Origin of the sequence: Kribbella pratensis, from assembly GCF_004365355.1 — a bacterium.
GTDB lineage: Bacteria > Actinomycetota > Actinomycetes > Propionibacteriales > Kribbellaceae > Kribbella.
The window spans coordinates 1,452,864-1,467,836 of record NZ_SODP01000001.1 but is presented as its reverse complement, the minus strand read 5'-3'; the positions used below and the strand labels follow the sequence as shown (position 1 = coordinate 1,467,836).

The 14,973-nt window shown below is 69.5% G+C and carries 14 protein-coding genes; 9 read left to right on the top strand and 5 right to left on the bottom strand.

Annotation, left to right across the window (positions count from 1 at the left end):
- The first annotated feature begins 46 nt into the window (after positions 1-46).
- Complete coding sequence (locus tag EV653_RS06845) at positions 47-697, top strand: TetR/AcrR family transcriptional regulator (protein WP_134099027.1); 651 nt, start codon at positions 47-49, stop codon at positions 695-697.
- On the opposite strand, the gene EV653_RS06840 is transcribed toward EV653_RS06845, so the two are convergent.
- The 4 genes from EV653_RS06840 to EV653_RS06825 all read right to left on the bottom strand — a co-directional run bounded on the left by EV653_RS06840 (position 681) and on the right by EV653_RS06825 (position 4,471).
- Positions 681-1,427 carry a sulfite exporter TauE/SafE family protein gene (locus EV653_RS06840; protein ID WP_134099025.1) on the bottom strand — a complete coding sequence of 249 codons (747 nt, stop codon included), beginning with the start codon at positions 1,425-1,427 and terminating at the stop codon, positions 681-683. The two genes, EV653_RS06845 and EV653_RS06840, sit on opposite strands and share 17 nt — an antisense overlap.
- A gap of 147 nt (positions 1,428-1,574) precedes the next feature.
- Positions 1,575-2,729, bottom strand: a complete 1,155-nt coding sequence (locus tag EV653_RS06835) for an SPFH domain-containing protein (RefSeq protein WP_134099023.1) — start codon at positions 2,727-2,729, stop codon at positions 1,575-1,577.
- A 158-nt stretch (positions 2,730-2,887) separates the two neighbouring features.
- Positions 2,888-3,415, bottom strand: coding sequence for an NfeD family protein (locus EV653_RS06830; protein WP_134099021.1), 528 nt, complete (start codon positions 3,413-3,415; stop codon positions 2,888-2,890).
- A gap of 273 nt (positions 3,416-3,688) precedes the next feature.
- The gene (locus EV653_RS06825) at positions 3,689-4,471 is read right to left on the bottom strand and encodes an ABC transporter ATP-binding protein (RefSeq protein ID WP_134099020.1); all 783 of its coding nucleotides are present in this window, start codon (positions 4,469-4,471) and stop codon (positions 3,689-3,691) included.
- 61 nt (positions 4,472-4,532) lie between these two features.
- On the opposite strand from EV653_RS06825, the gene EV653_RS06820 reads away from it, so the two are divergent.
- Genes EV653_RS06820 through EV653_RS06785 form a run of 8 tightly spaced genes read left to right on the top strand, consistent with a single transcriptional unit; the run spans position 4,533 to position 14,088 of the window.
- Entirely contained in the window at positions 4,533-5,267 is a 735-nt protein-coding gene (locus EV653_RS06820) for a hypothetical protein (protein ID WP_134099017.1), read from the top strand.
- Between the two features lie 53 nt (positions 5,268-5,320).
- A complete protein-coding gene (serB, locus tag EV653_RS06815; protein WP_134099015.1) occupies positions 5,321-6,544 on the top strand; it encodes a phosphoserine phosphatase SerB in 1,224 nt (407 codons plus the stop codon).
- Positions 6,545-6,601: 57 nt separating this feature from the next.
- Positions 6,602-7,474: a GNAT family N-acetyltransferase gene (locus EV653_RS06810; protein WP_238159606.1), complete on the top strand. Its 873-nt coding sequence runs from the start codon at positions 6,602-6,604 to the stop codon at positions 7,472-7,474.
- A gap of 42 nt (positions 7,475-7,516) precedes the next feature.
- A complete protein-coding gene (locus EV653_RS06805; protein WP_134099011.1) occupies positions 7,517-8,875 on the top strand; it encodes a glycoside hydrolase family 16 protein in 1,359 nt (452 codons plus the stop codon).
- A gap of 25 nt (positions 8,876-8,900) precedes the next feature.
- Positions 8,901-9,959 carry a cyanophycinase gene (locus EV653_RS06800; RefSeq protein WP_134099009.1) on the top strand — a complete coding sequence of 353 codons (1,059 nt, stop codon included), beginning with the start codon at positions 8,901-8,903 and terminating at the stop codon, positions 9,957-9,959.
- Positions 9,960-9,967: 8 nt separating this feature from the next.
- Positions 9,968-12,787 carry a cyanophycin synthetase gene (cphA, locus tag EV653_RS06795; protein WP_134099006.1) on the top strand — a complete coding sequence of 940 codons (2,820 nt, stop codon included), beginning with the start codon at positions 9,968-9,970 and terminating at the stop codon, positions 12,785-12,787.
- A gap of 45 nt (positions 12,788-12,832) precedes the next feature.
- Complete coding sequence (locus tag EV653_RS06790; RefSeq protein ID WP_134099004.1) at positions 12,833-13,351, top strand: SigE family RNA polymerase sigma factor; 519 nt, start codon at positions 12,833-12,835, stop codon at positions 13,349-13,351.
- The gene (locus tag EV653_RS06785; protein ID WP_134099002.1) at positions 13,351-14,088 is read left to right on the top strand and encodes a hypothetical protein; all 738 of its coding nucleotides are present in this window, start codon (positions 13,351-13,353) and stop codon (positions 14,086-14,088) included. The genes EV653_RS06790 and EV653_RS06785 overlap by 1 nt, the downstream gene beginning before the upstream one ends.
- Before the next feature lie 3 nt (positions 14,089-14,091).
- On the opposite strand, the gene EV653_RS06780 is transcribed toward EV653_RS06785, so the two are convergent.
- A complete protein-coding gene (locus EV653_RS06780) occupies positions 14,092-14,943 on the bottom strand; it encodes a hypothetical protein (protein WP_134099000.1) in 852 nt (283 codons plus the stop codon).
- Between the last annotated feature and the right edge of the window lie 30 nt (positions 14,944-14,973).

Sequence of the window (14,973 nt, the reverse complement as noted above, 5' to 3'; positions counted from 1 at the left end):
CGTACTATACACTGTACGTTATGAACGTCGGAGGGAGGTGCGTCACATGGCCAGGACACCGCGGAACACGCTCAGCCCGGAACTGATCGTGCGGACCGCACTCGAGGTGATGGAGTCGCGCGGCACGGACGCTTTCAGTCTGCGCGGCGTGGCCGCCGAGCTCGGCGTCGGCCCGATGGCGCTCTACACCTATTTCCGGAACAAGGACGAGCTGTACGACGCCGTCCGCGACCACCTGATGGGCCTGCTGCCCGCCGTGCCCGGCGATGCGGCGTGGCCGGACCAGGTGCGCACGGTCTGCCGGTCGTTGCGGCTGCTGATGCTCCAGCATCCTTGCCTTGCGCAACTACTCGCAGGGCGGCCGTTGAGCGGCCACGAAACGGCGCGCGTCGCCGAGGGGCTCCTCGGCGTACTGCGGGCCGCCGGGTTCGACGCGGAGACGGCGGCCCGCACACATACGACGTTGTTCACGTATGTGCTCGGCTCGACATCGTGGGAGATCCAGATGGCGGCAGAGCGGCGCGATCCCGAGGCGTGGCGGCGGTTGCGGGCCACGATGGAGTCGCTGTCGGCGCGCGACTTCCCGTCGGTCGTCGAGCTCGCGCCGGAGCTGGCCCGTACGACGGGCGGCGACGAACAGTTCGACTACGGGCTGGATCTACTCCTGGCCGGCCTGCAGCTCAGAACACCAGCGTGACGATGGCGAGGATGCCGATGCAGACGATGAGGGCACGGAGTGCGATCGGCGGTAGCTTGCGGCCGTAGCGCGCGCCGACGAAACCGCCGATCGTCGAGCCGACCGCGATCAGGCCGGCCGCGAGCCAGTCGATGTCGTGGACGACGATGAACAAGATCGCCGCGACGCTGTTCACGACCGTGGCCAGAACGTTCTTCAAGCCGTTCATCCGCTGCAGGTTCGAGTCCAGGCCGAGGCCCAGGATCGCCATCAGCAGGACGCCTTGCGCGGCGCCGAAGTACCCGCCGTACACACCGGTGGCGAAGACGGCCGGGATCACCCACCAGGCGCCGCGATGCAGGTGTGACGGAGCGCTGATCCATTTCGACAGCCACGGCTGGAACGCGACCAGCAGACAGCCGAGCAGGATCAGCACCGGCACGACGGCGTGGAACGCGGAGTCCGGCAGCGTCAGCAGCAGCACTCCCCCGACGATGCCGCCGGCCAGCGACGCCGGGATCAACCGCAGCATGCGGCCGCGCTGGCCTTCGAGCTCACGCCGGTAGCCGATCGCGCCCGCTGCAGTACCCGGTGCCAGACCGACGGTATTGCTGACGTTCGCGAGCACCGGCGGGATGCCGACGGCAAGCAACGCGGGGAAGGTGAGCAAGGTGCCCGACCCCACGACGGCGTTGATCGTTCCCGCGCCCATCCCCGCCACCAGGACGAACACCGCTTCGTACCATGTCATCGCTGCCTGACTTTACGCACCCGATCGCGCCTCGCGCTCACCAGTCCGCACATTGGGCAGACAGTATGCGATCGACTGGTAGTCAATCGACAGCACAAGGGCCTCCCCGGATGACCGGGGAGGCCCGTGTGGAACGACGTACAGCTGTCAGCGCTGCGGCGGCTCCGCGGCCGGCGGCTCCGGGGACGGAGCAGGCGGCGGGATCGACGGCGTGGCCGGCGCAGCAGCCTGGCTGCGGGTGCTGACGGCCGCGGACTCGGCAGCCGCGATCGCCTCGCGTACCGCGTTGTCGGCCTCCGCCACCGCTGCCGGCGCGGCAGCGGACGAGTCGAGCTCGGCCACCTCGCCGTTGGACAGCTCCGGCGCGTGCCAGTCGCCCTCGGCCTTCTGGGTGATGCCGGCCACCTGGCCGACCGCGCTGCCGAGACCCTTGAGCGCGTCGCCGATCTCGCTCGGCACGATCCACAGCTTGTTCGCGTCGCCCTGGGCGATCGACGGCAGCATCTGCAGGTACTGGTACGCGAGCAGACCCTGGTCCGGCTTGCCGGCGTGGATCGCGTTGAAGACCGTGGTGATGGCCTGCGCCTCACCCTGCGCCTTCAGGATCCGTGCCTGCCGCTCGGCCTCGGCGCGGAGGATGCGGGACTGCTTGTCACCTTCGGCGGTGAGGATCGCGGACTGCTTCTGACCCTCGGCGGACAGAACGGCCGACTGCCGCATACCTTCCGCGGTGAGGATCGCGGCGCGCTTGTCCCGGTCCGCGCGCATCTGCTTCTCCATCGAGTCCTGGATCGAGGGCGGCGGGTCGATCGAGCGGAGCTCGACCCGGTTGACCCGGATGCCCCACTTGCCGGTCGCCTCGTCCAGCACGTACCGGAGCTTCTCGTTGATCTCCTCGCGAGACGTCAGCGTCTGCTCCAGGTCCATACCACCGATGATGTTTCGCAGCGTGGTCATGGTCAGCTGCTCGATGGCCTGGATGTAGTTCGAGATCTCGTACGTCGCCCGGACCGGGTCGTTGACCTGGAAGTAGATGACGGAGTCGATCGACACCATCAGGTTGTCCTCGGTGATGACGCCCTGCGGCGGGAACGCGACCACCTGCTCGCGCATGTCGATGGTGTAGCGGACCTTGTCGACGAACGGCGTCAACAGGTTCAGGCCGGGCTGCAGACCGGTCTTGAACTTGCCGAACCGCTCGACGATCCCGACGGTCTGCTGCTGCACCACCCGGACGGACTTCACCAAGGTCACGATCACCAATAAGGCGACCAGTGCCAGGACTATGAGGAACGCGGTCACTTTGACCCTCCACTCGAACGGACCCTCAGGACGGACAGTCTTCCGTATCGACGGGGCAGGCGCCGTACCGGTTCCCGGCGCGTCGGATGCCTGATCGAGCAGCTATTTGCACGTCCTGCACCTTCGACACTACTGCGCGCAGGGGCCCACTCAACCGGTCAGCTCTGGGGCGGGTCCGACGGCTTCGGGTCCTGGCTCGGCTCGGGCAGGTCCAGCTGGTGGTGCAACGGTTCGCCGACCGGGTACACGACCGCGGTCGCGCCGTCGATGTGCATCACCTCGACCCGCGTCCCCGGGGCGATCGTCGAGATCTCGTCGTACGGCCGGGCGGTCCAGAGCTCACCGCCGAGCCGGATCGAGCCCCCGCCGTCGGGGTGGATCTCCTTCACCACTGTCCCGGACCGGCCGATGATGTGCGCCGTGCCGGTCTTCAGCTCGGTGCCGTGATGGATCTTGCGGACGATCATCGGGCGGATCGCCCCCAGCATCGCGGCCGCGGTGATCAGCCCGACGACGATCTGCAGCCAGAGCAGTCCCGGGAAGAACGCCGCGACCCCCGCGGCGGTGAGCGCACCGGCGGCCAGCATCAGCAGCGTGAAGTCGAGCGAGGCCAGCTCGGCCAGGCCGAGGACGGCGGCGATCATCAGCCATGCCGCCCACACGTTGTCCCGCAGCCAATCCATCATTTCCCAAGCCTATCCACGTCTCGGCCCGCAAGCAGATGTTTGGACGCGTCACCCCTCCGCCCAGTTCCCCGAACGTCTGAGGGGTCAACCCCTGAGTTGCAGGGTTCGGCCGCCAGAATCTGCCTGCCTATCCCACCGATTCCGGGGTTGACCCCTGAGATGGCGGGAGAGCGACGGGCGGGAGGGCGAGGGGCGGTCGGCGGGAGGGCGAGGGGCGGGGGCCGGACGGCGAGGGGCGGTGGGCGGGACGGCGTGGGTGGGTGCGTGGGTGGGTTAGAGGGCGCGGGCGGTGTAGCGGCCGTCTTCCTGCTTGAGGGTGAGGGCGAGGTCGAACGTGTCGCTGAGGGTTTCGGCGGTGAGGGCTTCGTCCATCGGGCCGGCAGCCACGACCCGGCCCTGCTTGAGGAGAAGGGCGTGGGTGAAGCCGGGCGGGATCTCCTCGACGTGGTGGGTGACGAGGACCATCGCGGGAGCGCCGACAGCGGTCGCGATCGAGCTGAGCGAGCGGACAAGCTGTTCGCGACCCGTAAGGTCGAGGCCGGCCGCCGGCTCGTCCATCAGCATCAGTTCGGGGTCGGTCATCAGCGCGCGGGCGATCTGCACCCGCTTCCGCTCCCCCTCGGACAGCGTCCCGAAGGTCCGGTCGGCGAGGTGCGCGATCCCGAGCTCGGCCAGCAGGGCGTCGGCGCGCTGGTGGTCCAGGTCGTCGTACTGCTCGATCCATCGGCCGAGCACGGCGTACGACGCGGAGACGACTACGTCGGAGACGCGTTCGCTCTTGGGCAACCGGTCGGCCAATGCGGCACTGGTGAGTCCGATCCGCGGCCGCAGCTCGAACACGTCGACGGCGCCGAGCACTTCACCGAGCAGCCCGGCGACACCGATCGTCGGGTGAAGCTGTGCGGCCAGGATCTGCAGCAGCGTGGTCTTGCCGGCGCCGTTGGGCCCGATCACCACCCAGCGGTCGGCCTCGTCGATGGTCCAGTCGATCCCGTCCAGCAGCCGCGCGCCACCACGGACGATCGTCACCCCGGCCAGCTCCACCACTGCAGTCATGCTCAAAACCTAAGGGGTCGCCGTGGATGGCGTGTGGTCGGGTGGTGAGAGACTTGCGGGCGTGCTGACGACCTCCGCCTCGGTACGGTTCACCGTGTGGACGAACGCGATGCTGACCGGCGCCTGCGACCCCGATACCGCCGCGTCGAAGATCCTCGGTGACGACGTCGGTCACCACGTCTCCGGACTGGCCGGACACCCCGAGCCTGCCACCTTGCCGGTCGCGCTCAACCTGCTGCGTGCCGCGGGTACGACGCAGGCGCACCTCGCGCTGCCTGTCCCGGGTGACCCGATCGGTCTGGCCGGACCGCCGTCGTTCAACGAGGCCGCCTTGGAGACCGGCGAGGCCGTCGTCCTCACCGGGCCCGAGCTCGGGCTGGTTCCGTCGTACGTCGGACCGGCCGTGCAATGGTCCGTGCTGCCGGCGGCGAGCCCGGCGCCGGCTGACTTCGGTGAGGCGGACCGCGGTCTGCGGCTGGCGCTGATCGACGCGGCCGAATCGTTGGCCGCGCTGGACGTCGCGCGCTGGAATCCGGAGGTCGCGGACGCGCTGATCGACATCCGGAAGATCGGTCGCGGTCGCGGCGACGATCTTGCTCCCGGCTACGAACCACGCGCGGTGAAGACCGCCGCGACCGCGCGCCGCTGTCTGGCGATCGCGGACGCTGCGCTCGCGGACGACGGTTCGGCGGTCACCGGGGCCGAGGCCGACGCCCGCCGGCGGGCGCTTCTCGACCTGGCCGCCGCGGCCCGCCGGGCTTTGGTCGCGGCGTGCGCGCCGCCGGTTCATGCTTGAGATCTGGACCGGCCATTGGACGGTCATCTCATTTATGTAGCGTTCGGGGTGCGATGACTGATCCCACTGAGCTTGAACTCGAGACTGCAGCGGCCGAGCGGCCGACCCTGCTGGTGACGTTGACGGGGACCGACCGGCCCGGCCTGACCTCCGCGGTTCTCTCTACGATCGCGTCGCGCGGGCTCGAGGTCATCGACGCCGAGCAGGTCGTCCTGCGGGGGCGCCTCGTGCTCGGTGTACTGCTGTCCGCGCCGCGTGACCACAAGGACCTGAAGGACGAACTGAAGGCGCTCGCCACCGCGCTCGACGTCGACATCTCGGTGAAGAAGGGTGTCGGCGACAACGAGCCGCGGCGCAAGGGCCGCAGCCAGGTCACCGTGATCGGCCGGCCGCTGTCGGCCGCCGGGCTGGCCGCGATCGCGGGCCGGATCGCCGACACCGGCGCGAACATCGACCGGATCAGCCGGATGGCGCGGTATCCGGTCACCGCGATGGAGATCGCGGTCTCGGGCGCCGATCCGGAGCGGCTGCGGACGGTCCTCGCGCTCGAAGGCGTCCGGCAAGGGCTCGACGTCGCGGTCCAGGACGGCGGCCTGTACCGGCGGGCCAAGCGGCTGATCGTGATGGACGTCGATTCGACGCTCATCCAGGGCGAGGTCATCGAGATGCTCGCCGAGCACGCCGGCCGGCTGGAGGAGGTCGCCGCCGTCACCGAGAAGGCGATGCGCGGCGAGCTGGACTTCGAGGAATCGCTCCGGCATCGCGTCGCGGCACTCGAAGGCCTGCCGGCCACCGCGCTCGACGAGGTGTACGCCGCGATCGAGCTGGCGCCCGGCGCCCGGACCTTGGTCCGCACGTTGAAGCGCCTCGGCTACCAGTTCGCGATCGTCAGCGGCGGGTTCAGCCAGATCACCGACCAGCTCGCGGCCGAGCTGGGTATCGACTACGCGAAGGCGAACGAGCTCGAGATCGTCGACGGCGTACTCACCGGCCGCGTCGTGGGCGAGATCGTGGACCGGGCCGGCAAGGCGGCCGCGCTGCGCGAGTTCGCTGCCCGCTCCGGGACTCCGCTCACCCAGACCGTTGCCATCGGCGACGGCGCGAACGACCTCGACATGCTCGCCGCGGCCGGCCTCGGCGTCGCGTTCAACGCAAAGCCGGTGGTTCGTGCGGCTGCCGACACTCACCTCAGCGTCCCCTACCTCGACACGATCCTCTACCTGCTCGGCATCACCCGCGAAGAGGTGGAAGTAGCCGACGCCGAGAGCCCGGCCTGATCGCAACAAGCTGCAAAACGTCGCGGCCGACCGGCCGGGATGCGGCAGGATCGGGCCATGGACTTCACCGACCGGCCGGCCACCTTCGATGACGCGGACGCCATCTACCGCCTGATCGCCGCCAACGAGCGCGAGTGGCACGGGCAGGCCGAGGTGATTCCGGATCAGGTGGCCGCCAATCTGAGCCGGCCGTTGATCCGGCTGGAGCGCGACACCCTGGTCGTCGTCGCTCCGAACGGCGACCTGGCGGCGTGGGCGTGGTTGCACGACGGCAAGCACGCGCAGATCGACGTCCACCCGTCGTACCGCGGGCTCGGGATCGGGACGCGGCTGCTCGACTGGGCGGAGGCAGGTTCGCGGGCGCGCGGCAGCGAGTGGTTCGCGCAGATCGTCGACGATGCCGATCTCGCCGGGACCGAGCTACTGCGGTCCCGCGGCTGCGACGTCCTGGCGACGAACTGGTTGTTGGAGCGACCAATCAGTCCGCACCCGTTGGCTGTCCCCGAAGGCATCCGGCTGTCCGGGTACGACGCGTCCCGCGCGCAGGAGGTGTACGAGCTGATCGAGGCGGCGTTCGCGGCGTTCCAGCCGCGGCGCAAGGGCTTCGAGGAGTGGAGCGAGCTCACAGTCGGGCGGTCGACGTTCCTCCCGGACGTGTCGACGCTCGCGTACGCCGGAGACGAGGTGGTCGGTGCGGTGATCGCGCTCGACGCCGACGAGGGGTACGTCGAGCAGCTCGCCGTCCGGGACGACCAGCGGAGGAAGGGCGTCGCCCGCGCGATGCTCGACCGGACGTGTGCCGAGTTCCTCGCCCGCGGTCGCAGTACCTGCATACTCTGGACGCATTCCGGTACCGGCGCGCTGGCGATGTACGAACGCCTCGGCATGCGGGTCCGCCGCAGTACGACGGTCTATCGAACGCAGCTGTGACGAACTGTTGACAGTGTGCGATGAGAGCGCTCCCATAGGTTCATGCGTACCCGCCCCTTTGTACTTGCGCTGCTGGCGCCTCTGCTGGCCGTCGTACCGCTCGCGCAGGCGAGTGTCCCGCCGCCTACGGACGGCTGGACGACGGTGTGGAGTGACGACTTCAACGGGTCGAGCGGCTCTCTGCCGTCCGGCTCCAACTGGATCATCGACACCGGGCACGGTTACCCGGGCGGCCCCGGGAACTGGGGTACCGGCGAGATCCAGAACTACACGAACAGTCCGGACAACGTGTCGCTCGACGGCACCGGGAACCTGCGGATCACGCCGCGCCGGGACGGAGCCGGCAACTGGACCTCGGCGCGGATCGAGAGTCAGCGGAGCGACTTCAAGCCGCCGTCGGGCGGTGTGCTGGCGATCGAGAGCCGGATCCAGATGCCGAACGTGACCGGTGACGCGGCGCTCGGGTACTGGCCCGCGTTCTGGGCGCTCGGTGCGCCGTACCGCGGGAACTACTGGAACTGGCCGGGCATCGGCGAGTTCGACATCATGGAGAACGTCAACGGGATCAACTCGGTCTGGGGCGTGCTGCACTGCGGCGTGAGCCCGGGCGGCCCGTGCAACGAGACCACCGGGATCGGCGCGAACCGCGCGTGCCCGGGGTCGAGCTGCCAGTCCGCGTTCCACACCTACCGGTTCGAGTGGGACACGTCGGTGTCGCCGAACCAGTTGCGCTGGTACGTCGACGGGCAGCAGTTCCATTCGGTCAGCCAGGGGCAGTTGCCGGCTGACACCTGGTCGAACATGACGTCGCATGCCGGGTACTTCGTCCTGCTCAACCTGGCGATCGGTGGCGCGTTCCCGGATGCGCTCAACGGCCCGACGCCGCGCGCGTCGACCGTGCCGGATCGCCCGATGACGGTCGACTACGTCGCGGTGTCGACGAAGGGCGGCGGCACCACTCCGCCTCCGACGACTCCCCCGCCGGGCGGCTCGTCGGCGTACGGCACGTTGCAGGCGGAGTCGTACGCGGCGCAGTCCGGGATGGGCCTGGAGACGACCACGGACACCGGCGGCGGCCAGAACCTGATGCAGATCGGGAACGGCGACTGGGCGCAGTACAACGGCATCGACTTCGGCAGCACGGCGGCGACGCAGTTCGTGGCACGTGTGGCGTCAGGCGCCGGAGGAGGGGTCAGCGGACTGGTCGAAGTACGCCTCGACAACCGATCCAACGCCCCGATCGGCAGCTTCGCGGTCGGCAACACCGGCGGCTGGCAGTCCTGGCGGACCATCCCCGCCAACATGTCGTCGGTCACCGCCGTCCATACCGTCTACATCACCTTCACCAGCGGCCAACCCGCCGACTACGTCAACCTCAACTGGTTCACGTTCGGTCACTGAGGGGGTCAGCACCTATTCTTCGCGTATGTCTGAACTGCCGGGTGGGCCTGGAGCCCTGTTTGCGATCGGTGGCGCCGAGGACAAGCTGAAGAAGCGGACGGTGCTGCAGGAGTTCGTGGAGGCGGCGGGCGGGCCCAAGGCGCGGATCGTGGTGGTGCCCACCGCCTCCGCGCTCGGGCCCGATGTCATCGACGTCTACCGGGCCCTGTTCGCCGCGCTCGGGGCCGAGAGTGTGGTCGGCGTCCGCCCGGAGAACCGGGAGGACGCCGACGACCCGGCGTTCATCGCCCCGCTGAACGACGCGACCGGTGTGTTCATGACCGGCGGCAACCAGCTCAAGCTCGCGGGTGTCGTCACCGGTACTGCGTTCGGCCGCGCCGTCACCGCCGCCCACGCGCGCGGCGCAGCCGTCGGTGGTACGTCGGCCGGCGCGAGCATCCTGGCCGAGCACATGATCGCGTTCGGCCGCTCCGGCGCCACTCCGCGGCAGCGGATGAGCCAGCTCGCCGGCGGTCTCGGCCTGGTCCAGGGCGCGATCGTCGACCAGCACTTCGCCCAGCGGAACCGTTACGGCCGGCTGCTGTCGCTCGTCGCGCAGTCCCCCGGCCTGCTCGGGATCGGCGTCGACGAGGACACCGCGGCCGTGTTCCGCGGCTCGCACCTGGAGGTCGTCGGCCGTGGCGCGGTGACGATCTTCGACGGCAGCCGGATCACGTCCAACGGGCATTACGCGGGCCGTTCCGAGCCGCTGCTCGCGTCCGGCGTCGTCCTGCACGTCCTGCCTGCGACCGCGACGTTCGACCTCCGGGACCGGGTCCTGCTGTCGTTCGGCAAGCAGCCGCCTGCGACCGAGCTCGCCGTGATGGAGGCAGCCGAAGCGGACCTGCGTAAGCTCGCCAAGGAGATCGCGGCCGAGGGCGTCTCGCCCAAGTACTACGCGGATCGCAAGAAGCGGGCGGGACGCCGTACCACCAAGAAGTCCGCCAAAGCGGTAGGAGCCGGGGAGTCCAGACCGGAGGCGACCGAGCCGATCACGGCCGGCGCCGAACCCGAACTCCCCGACCGCACGCAACCAGAAGTGTGATGCCCCGCATGACCGAGACCACCGGTACAGTCGCCCCCTCCCCAGCCCCCTCCCCCGATCTGAAGATCATCGAGACCCGCGTCTACCGCGGCCCGAACATCTGGAGCTACGACCCCGCGATCCATCTCGTCGTCGACCTCGGATCGCTGGAGAGCTTCCCGTCGAACACCATCCCCGGCTTCACCGAGCGACTGCTGGCCGACCTCCCCCGGCTCGACCAGCACCACTGCTCGCGCGGCCGCCGCGGCGGGTTCATCGAGCGCCTGTACGAAGGCACCTGGCTCGGCCACATCGCCGAACACGTCGCGCTGCAGCTCCAGCAGGAGGCCGGCCACGACATGCGCCGCGGGAAGACCCGGCAGGTGAAGGGCTCCCCCGGCATCTACAACATCACCTACGCGTACGCCGACGAAGCGGTCGGACTCGCGGCGGGCGAGCTCGCCGTACGGTTCGTGAACAATCTGGTCCAGCCGGATCCCACGTTCGACTTCACCACCGAGCTGGAGAAGTTCATCAAGCAGGCGGAGCGGACCGCGTTCGGCCCGTCGACGCAAGCGATCGTGGACGAGGCCGTCTCCCGGGACATCCCGTGGATCCGGTTGAACAAGGCCAGCCTGGTGCAGCTCGGTCAGGGCGTGCACGCGAAGCGGATCCGGGCCACGATGACGTCCGAGACCGGCTCGATCGCGGTCGACGTTGCCAGCGACAAGGACCTCACCACCCGCCTGCTCGCGTCCGCCGGTCTGCCGGTGCCGCGGTCGGAGTCGGTCCGCACGGTCGAGGAAGCGGTCAGCGTCGCGAACAAGATCGGCTACCCGGTCGTGTGCAAACCCCTCGACGGCAACCACGGCCGCGGCGTGTGCCTGAACCTGCAGGACGCCGACGCCGTCCGTGAGGCGTTCCCGATCGCGGCCGAGCAGTCCCGGCGCGGCTCCGTGATCGTGGAGAACTTCGTCACCGGCAAGGACTACCGCTGCCTGATCATCAACGGCCGGATGGAGGCGATCGCCGAACGCGTGCCCGCGCACGTGGTCGGCGACGGCATCCACACCGTGGCCGAGCTGGTCGACATCACCAACGCCGACCCGCGCCGCGGTGTCGGCCACGAGAAGATCCTGACCCGGATCACGATCAACGCCGCCGCGCGGCAACTCGTCCGCGACCAGGGCTTCGAGCTGGACGACGCACCGCCCGAGGACGTGATGGTGAAGCTGACGCTCACCGGCAACATGTCCACCGGCGGGATCTCGATCGACCGGACCTGGGAGGCGCACCCGGAGAACGTCGAGATCGCCGAGGAGGCGGCCCGGATGATCGGGCTCGACATCGCCGGTATCGACTTCATCTGCCCGGACATCACCCAGCCGGTCCGTGAGACCGGCGGCGCGATCTGCGAGGTGAACGCGGCGCCCGGGTTCCGGATGCACACGAACCCGACGATCGGCGAGCCGCAGTACATCGCGAAGCCGGTGGTGGACATGCTGTTCCCGCCGGGCGCGACCAGCCGGATCCCGATCGTCGCGGTGACCGGTACGAACGGCAAGACCACGACCGCGCGGATGATCAGCCACGTCTTCAAGGGTCTCGGCCGCAAGGTCGGCATGACGTCGACCGACGGCATCGTGATCGACGAGCGGCTGGTGATCCGCCAGGACGCGTCCGGGCCGAAGTCGGCGCGGATGGTGCTGCAGAACCCGCGGGTCGACTTCGCGGTGTTCGAGGTGGCGCGCGGCGGCATCCTGCGCGAGGGCCTCGGGTACGAGCGCAACGACGTGGCCGTGGTCCTGAACATCCAGCCCGATCACCTGGGCCTGCGTGGCATCGACACGCTCGAGCAACTCGCGGACGTGAAGGCGGTCCTGGTCGAGGCGGTGCCGCGCACCGGGTACGCCGTACTGAACGCCGACGATCCGCTGGTGCGGAAGATGCGCCGGAAGTGCTCGGGGCAGGTCGTGTGGTTCAGCATGGCCGAGCCGGGCAGCGAGGTCCGCGACTACATCGAGGGACACTGCCGTCGTGGTGGCCGCGCGGTCGTGTTGGAGCGGTCCGACCTCGGCGACATGATCGTGGTCAAGCACGGCCGGCGGTCGATGCAGCTCGCCTGGACCCACTTGCTGCCGGCAACGTTCGGTGGGCGGGCGATGATGAACGTGCAGAACGCGATGGCGGCCGCCGCGGCCGCGTTCGCTGCGGGCGCTTCGCTGCACGACATCCGCCAGGGTCTGCGGACGTTCAGTACGTCGTACTACCTGTCGCCCGGGCGGTTGAACGAGATCGACGTGGACGGGCGGACCGTGATCGTCGACTACTGCCACAACGCGCCGGCGATGCGGATGCTCGGCGATTTCGTCGATCGTCTCGGCGAGAGCCTGACCGCGTCGTCCGAGCTCGGGCGGCCGTCCCGGATCGGCGTGATCGCGACCGCGGGCGACCGCCGCGACGACGACATCCGCGAACTGGGCGAGGTCGCGGCGCAGCACTTCGACGTGGTCGTCGTCCGTGAAGACGCTCGGCTGCGCGGACGCAAGCGCGGCGAGTCGGCGGCCCTGATCGAGGCCGGAGTCCGTGCCGCGATGGAGCGCGGCGCCCGCTGCCGCCAGGTCGACACCGTGCTCGAGGAGCTGGACGCGGTCAAGCATGCGCTCGGCCGCTCGAACCCTGGCGACCTTGTCGTGCTCTGCGTGGACCAGCACCAGTCGGTCCTGGCCGAGCTCGAATCGGTCTCCCACCTCGCCCAGGCCGGCGCCCGCTCGGGCGACGAGGGCGGCGACCCCGACTTCGTCCCCCCAGACGAGGAGCCCGCGGAACCCGAACGGGAAACCGCCTGACCTGTCACCCTGCGAGGCTGTTCACCGCGTTGTAGGAGTGTGCGGATGACAGCCGAGGACGACTTCGACGAGTTCGTGCGGGCGCGGTGGACCGCGACCGCACGACTCGCCTATGCACTCACCCTGGACCATCAGAAGGCCGAGGACCTGGCGCAGGACGCGTTCACCAAGCTCTGGTTCCACTGGCGGAAGGTGCGCGACGGCAACCCCGAGGCGTACCTGCGCAAGATCATCGCCAGCACCTTCCTGTCCGGTCGCCGACGCCGCTGGCTCGGTGAGCGGCCCACGGAGACGCCACCGGAGACCGTCGTCGATCCGGCGACGGTCCAGGTGGACGAACGCCTCGCCATCCACCAGGCGATGGCACGCCTCAGCCCACGGCAGCGCGCCGCCGTCTACCTCCGGTACGCCGAGGACCTGTCCGAGCGCACCGTCGCCGACCTCCTCGGCTGCTCGGTCGGCGCCGTGAAGCAGCACACGCGCCGTGGGCTGGAAGCGCTCCGCGCCGACCTCACGTTCGCCGGCCCGGACCAACTGGCCGACCTCACCGAAAGGGGGATCTGATGACTGACGATCTCGGAGCCAAGCTCGCGCTGCTCACCGATGACCGGCCCGAACCCGCCGACCCAGCGGCGCCGATCCGGGCGCGGATCAGGACCCGCCAACTGCATCGCCGTACGGCGGCCGCGGTGTGCGCGGCGGCCGTAGCGATCGCCGTCGTCGTGGCGGGCTCGGTCATCGGCTCGATCAAGTCGGCAGAGCCCGGCGTCGCGACGCCCGGGCAGCGGACCCAGGGCCTCAACTTCACGTACACCCGGCTGCCTGAGCCGTGGTCCGACGAGCCGGCGTTCACGACGCAGCCGGACGCGCTCAAGTACGGACCGGCCTTCTACGTCACCGACGGCAGCATCCCCAACGAGCACTGGGCGGTCGCCTCGTACTACAGCGACGGCTGTCTCGTCATCACCGACGAAGGCCCGGCGAAGAGCTTCGGCGGCGCCCAAGGCTGCTTCGACCAGAACTGGCAGCCCGACCAGCGTTCGCAGTACAAGACCGTCCCGGCGGTGATCCCGAACCTGTCCTCCCCCATGCCGCTGACCATGGTCATGGGCGCAGTGTCCGCGGAGGCGCGCAAGGTGCGCATCACCGCCGGCGGCAAGACCTACGACACCGATGCGATCGGTACGCCGAACAGCAGCCGCTTCAGGTTCTTCGCGGTGGTCGTCACCGCGACCGAGTCCCAGATCACCGCGGTCACGCCGCTGGATGCGGCCGGGAAGGTCGCCCCCAGCCCGCGGTAGGAGCTAGTTCACCGGCTGGCGGCGCGGCAGGAGGCGACGCGGAGCCTCCTGCTGGTCGATCCAGTCGAGGTCGTCGGAGAGTACGGCGTCGTTCGACCGGTCGGCGTACGGGTCGGGAGGCGGCGGTGGTGGCGGGAGAGCGCGGAGCTTGAGCGCCACCATCGGGATCGCGAGCAGTACGGCGACCACCATCCACGGCCAGTATTCGCGCAGCAATGGCTGGAAGGACTGGAAGAACGCCTCGGTCGACGCGTCACCGACGGCGTCCATCGGCTTGCCGTGGGAGCGGGCAACCACCTGCACGGCCTCGACCAAGCCATTGCACACCAGGTAGAACCCGGCCAGCGGAATCCACGAGCCCACTGAGCGCCATCCGCGCTTCCAGCAGGCGAGGTACAGCAGCAGCGCGAGCCCGGCGCCGACCAGCAGGCCGTTCAACTGCCACAGCCATCGCCAGTCCGCCAACTGCTCAGCCGGGCGCTGCGCGTACCAGGCCACCGGCAGCGCGAGCGCGAACGCGGCGACCACCGAGCTTCTGGTGCCCAGGGCACCGAACAGCGCGCCGACAGCACTTGCCACCAGCAACGTGATCAGCATGTCCCGGTCGGAGAACGAGTTCCCGGTCAGCCACCACGTGCCCGCAGCAACGACCAGCACCACCGGCACGGCGACCCGCACGCGACCGATCAGCAACCCGGCCAGCACGCCGCCCGCGAATCCACCGAGCAGCACCAGATCGATCCGCGGCGGCACGAAGTACGTCGCACCGTCCGGCAGCCCTTTCAGGTACGTCGCGGAGAAGCCGCCCACGAACCAGGCGACCACCGCGGCCGGAATCGACCACAGGTAGCGCATACAAACCCCGTTCCCACCCCCATCCATCCC

What these genes read in the sequence shown, in the direction of transcription:
- EV653_RS06845 (WP_134099027.1), top strand. Translation starts at nt 47, where the DNA reads ATGGCCAGGACACCGCGGAACACGCTCAGCCCGGAACTGATCGTGCGG.
- EV653_RS06840 (WP_134099025.1), bottom strand. Translation starts at nt 1,427, where the DNA reads ATGACATGGTACGAAGCGGTGTTCGTCCTGGTGGCGGGGATGGGCGCG.
- EV653_RS06830 (WP_134099021.1), bottom strand. Translation starts at nt 3,415, where the DNA reads ATGATGGATTGGCTGCGGGACAACGTGTGGGCGGCATGGCTGATGATC.
- EV653_RS06825 (WP_134099020.1), bottom strand. Translation starts at nt 4,471, where the DNA reads ATGACTGCAGTGGTGGAGCTGGCCGGGGTGACGATCGTCCGTGGTGGC.
- serB (WP_134099015.1), top strand. Translation starts at nt 5,321, where the DNA reads ATGACTGATCCCACTGAGCTTGAACTCGAGACTGCAGCGGCCGAGCGG.
- EV653_RS06810 (WP_238159606.1), top strand. Translation starts at nt 6,602, where the DNA reads ATGGACTTCACCGACCGGCCGGCCACCTTCGATGACGCGGACGCCATC.
- EV653_RS06805 (WP_134099011.1), top strand. Translation starts at nt 7,517, where the DNA reads ATGCGTACCCGCCCCTTTGTACTTGCGCTGCTGGCGCCTCTGCTGGCC.
- EV653_RS06800 (WP_134099009.1), top strand. Translation starts at nt 8,901, where the DNA reads ATGTCTGAACTGCCGGGTGGGCCTGGAGCCCTGTTTGCGATCGGTGGC.
- cphA (WP_134099006.1), top strand. Translation starts at nt 9,968, where the DNA reads ATGACCGAGACCACCGGTACAGTCGCCCCCTCCCCAGCCCCCTCCCCC.
- EV653_RS06790 (WP_134099004.1), top strand. Translation starts at nt 12,833, where the DNA reads ATGACAGCCGAGGACGACTTCGACGAGTTCGTGCGGGCGCGGTGGACC.
- EV653_RS06785 (WP_134099002.1), top strand. Translation starts at nt 13,351, where the DNA reads ATGACTGACGATCTCGGAGCCAAGCTCGCGCTGCTCACCGATGACCGG.
- EV653_RS06780 (WP_134099000.1), bottom strand. Translation starts at nt 14,943, where the DNA reads ATGCGCTACCTGTGGTCGATTCCGGCCGCGGTGGTCGCCTGGTTCGTG.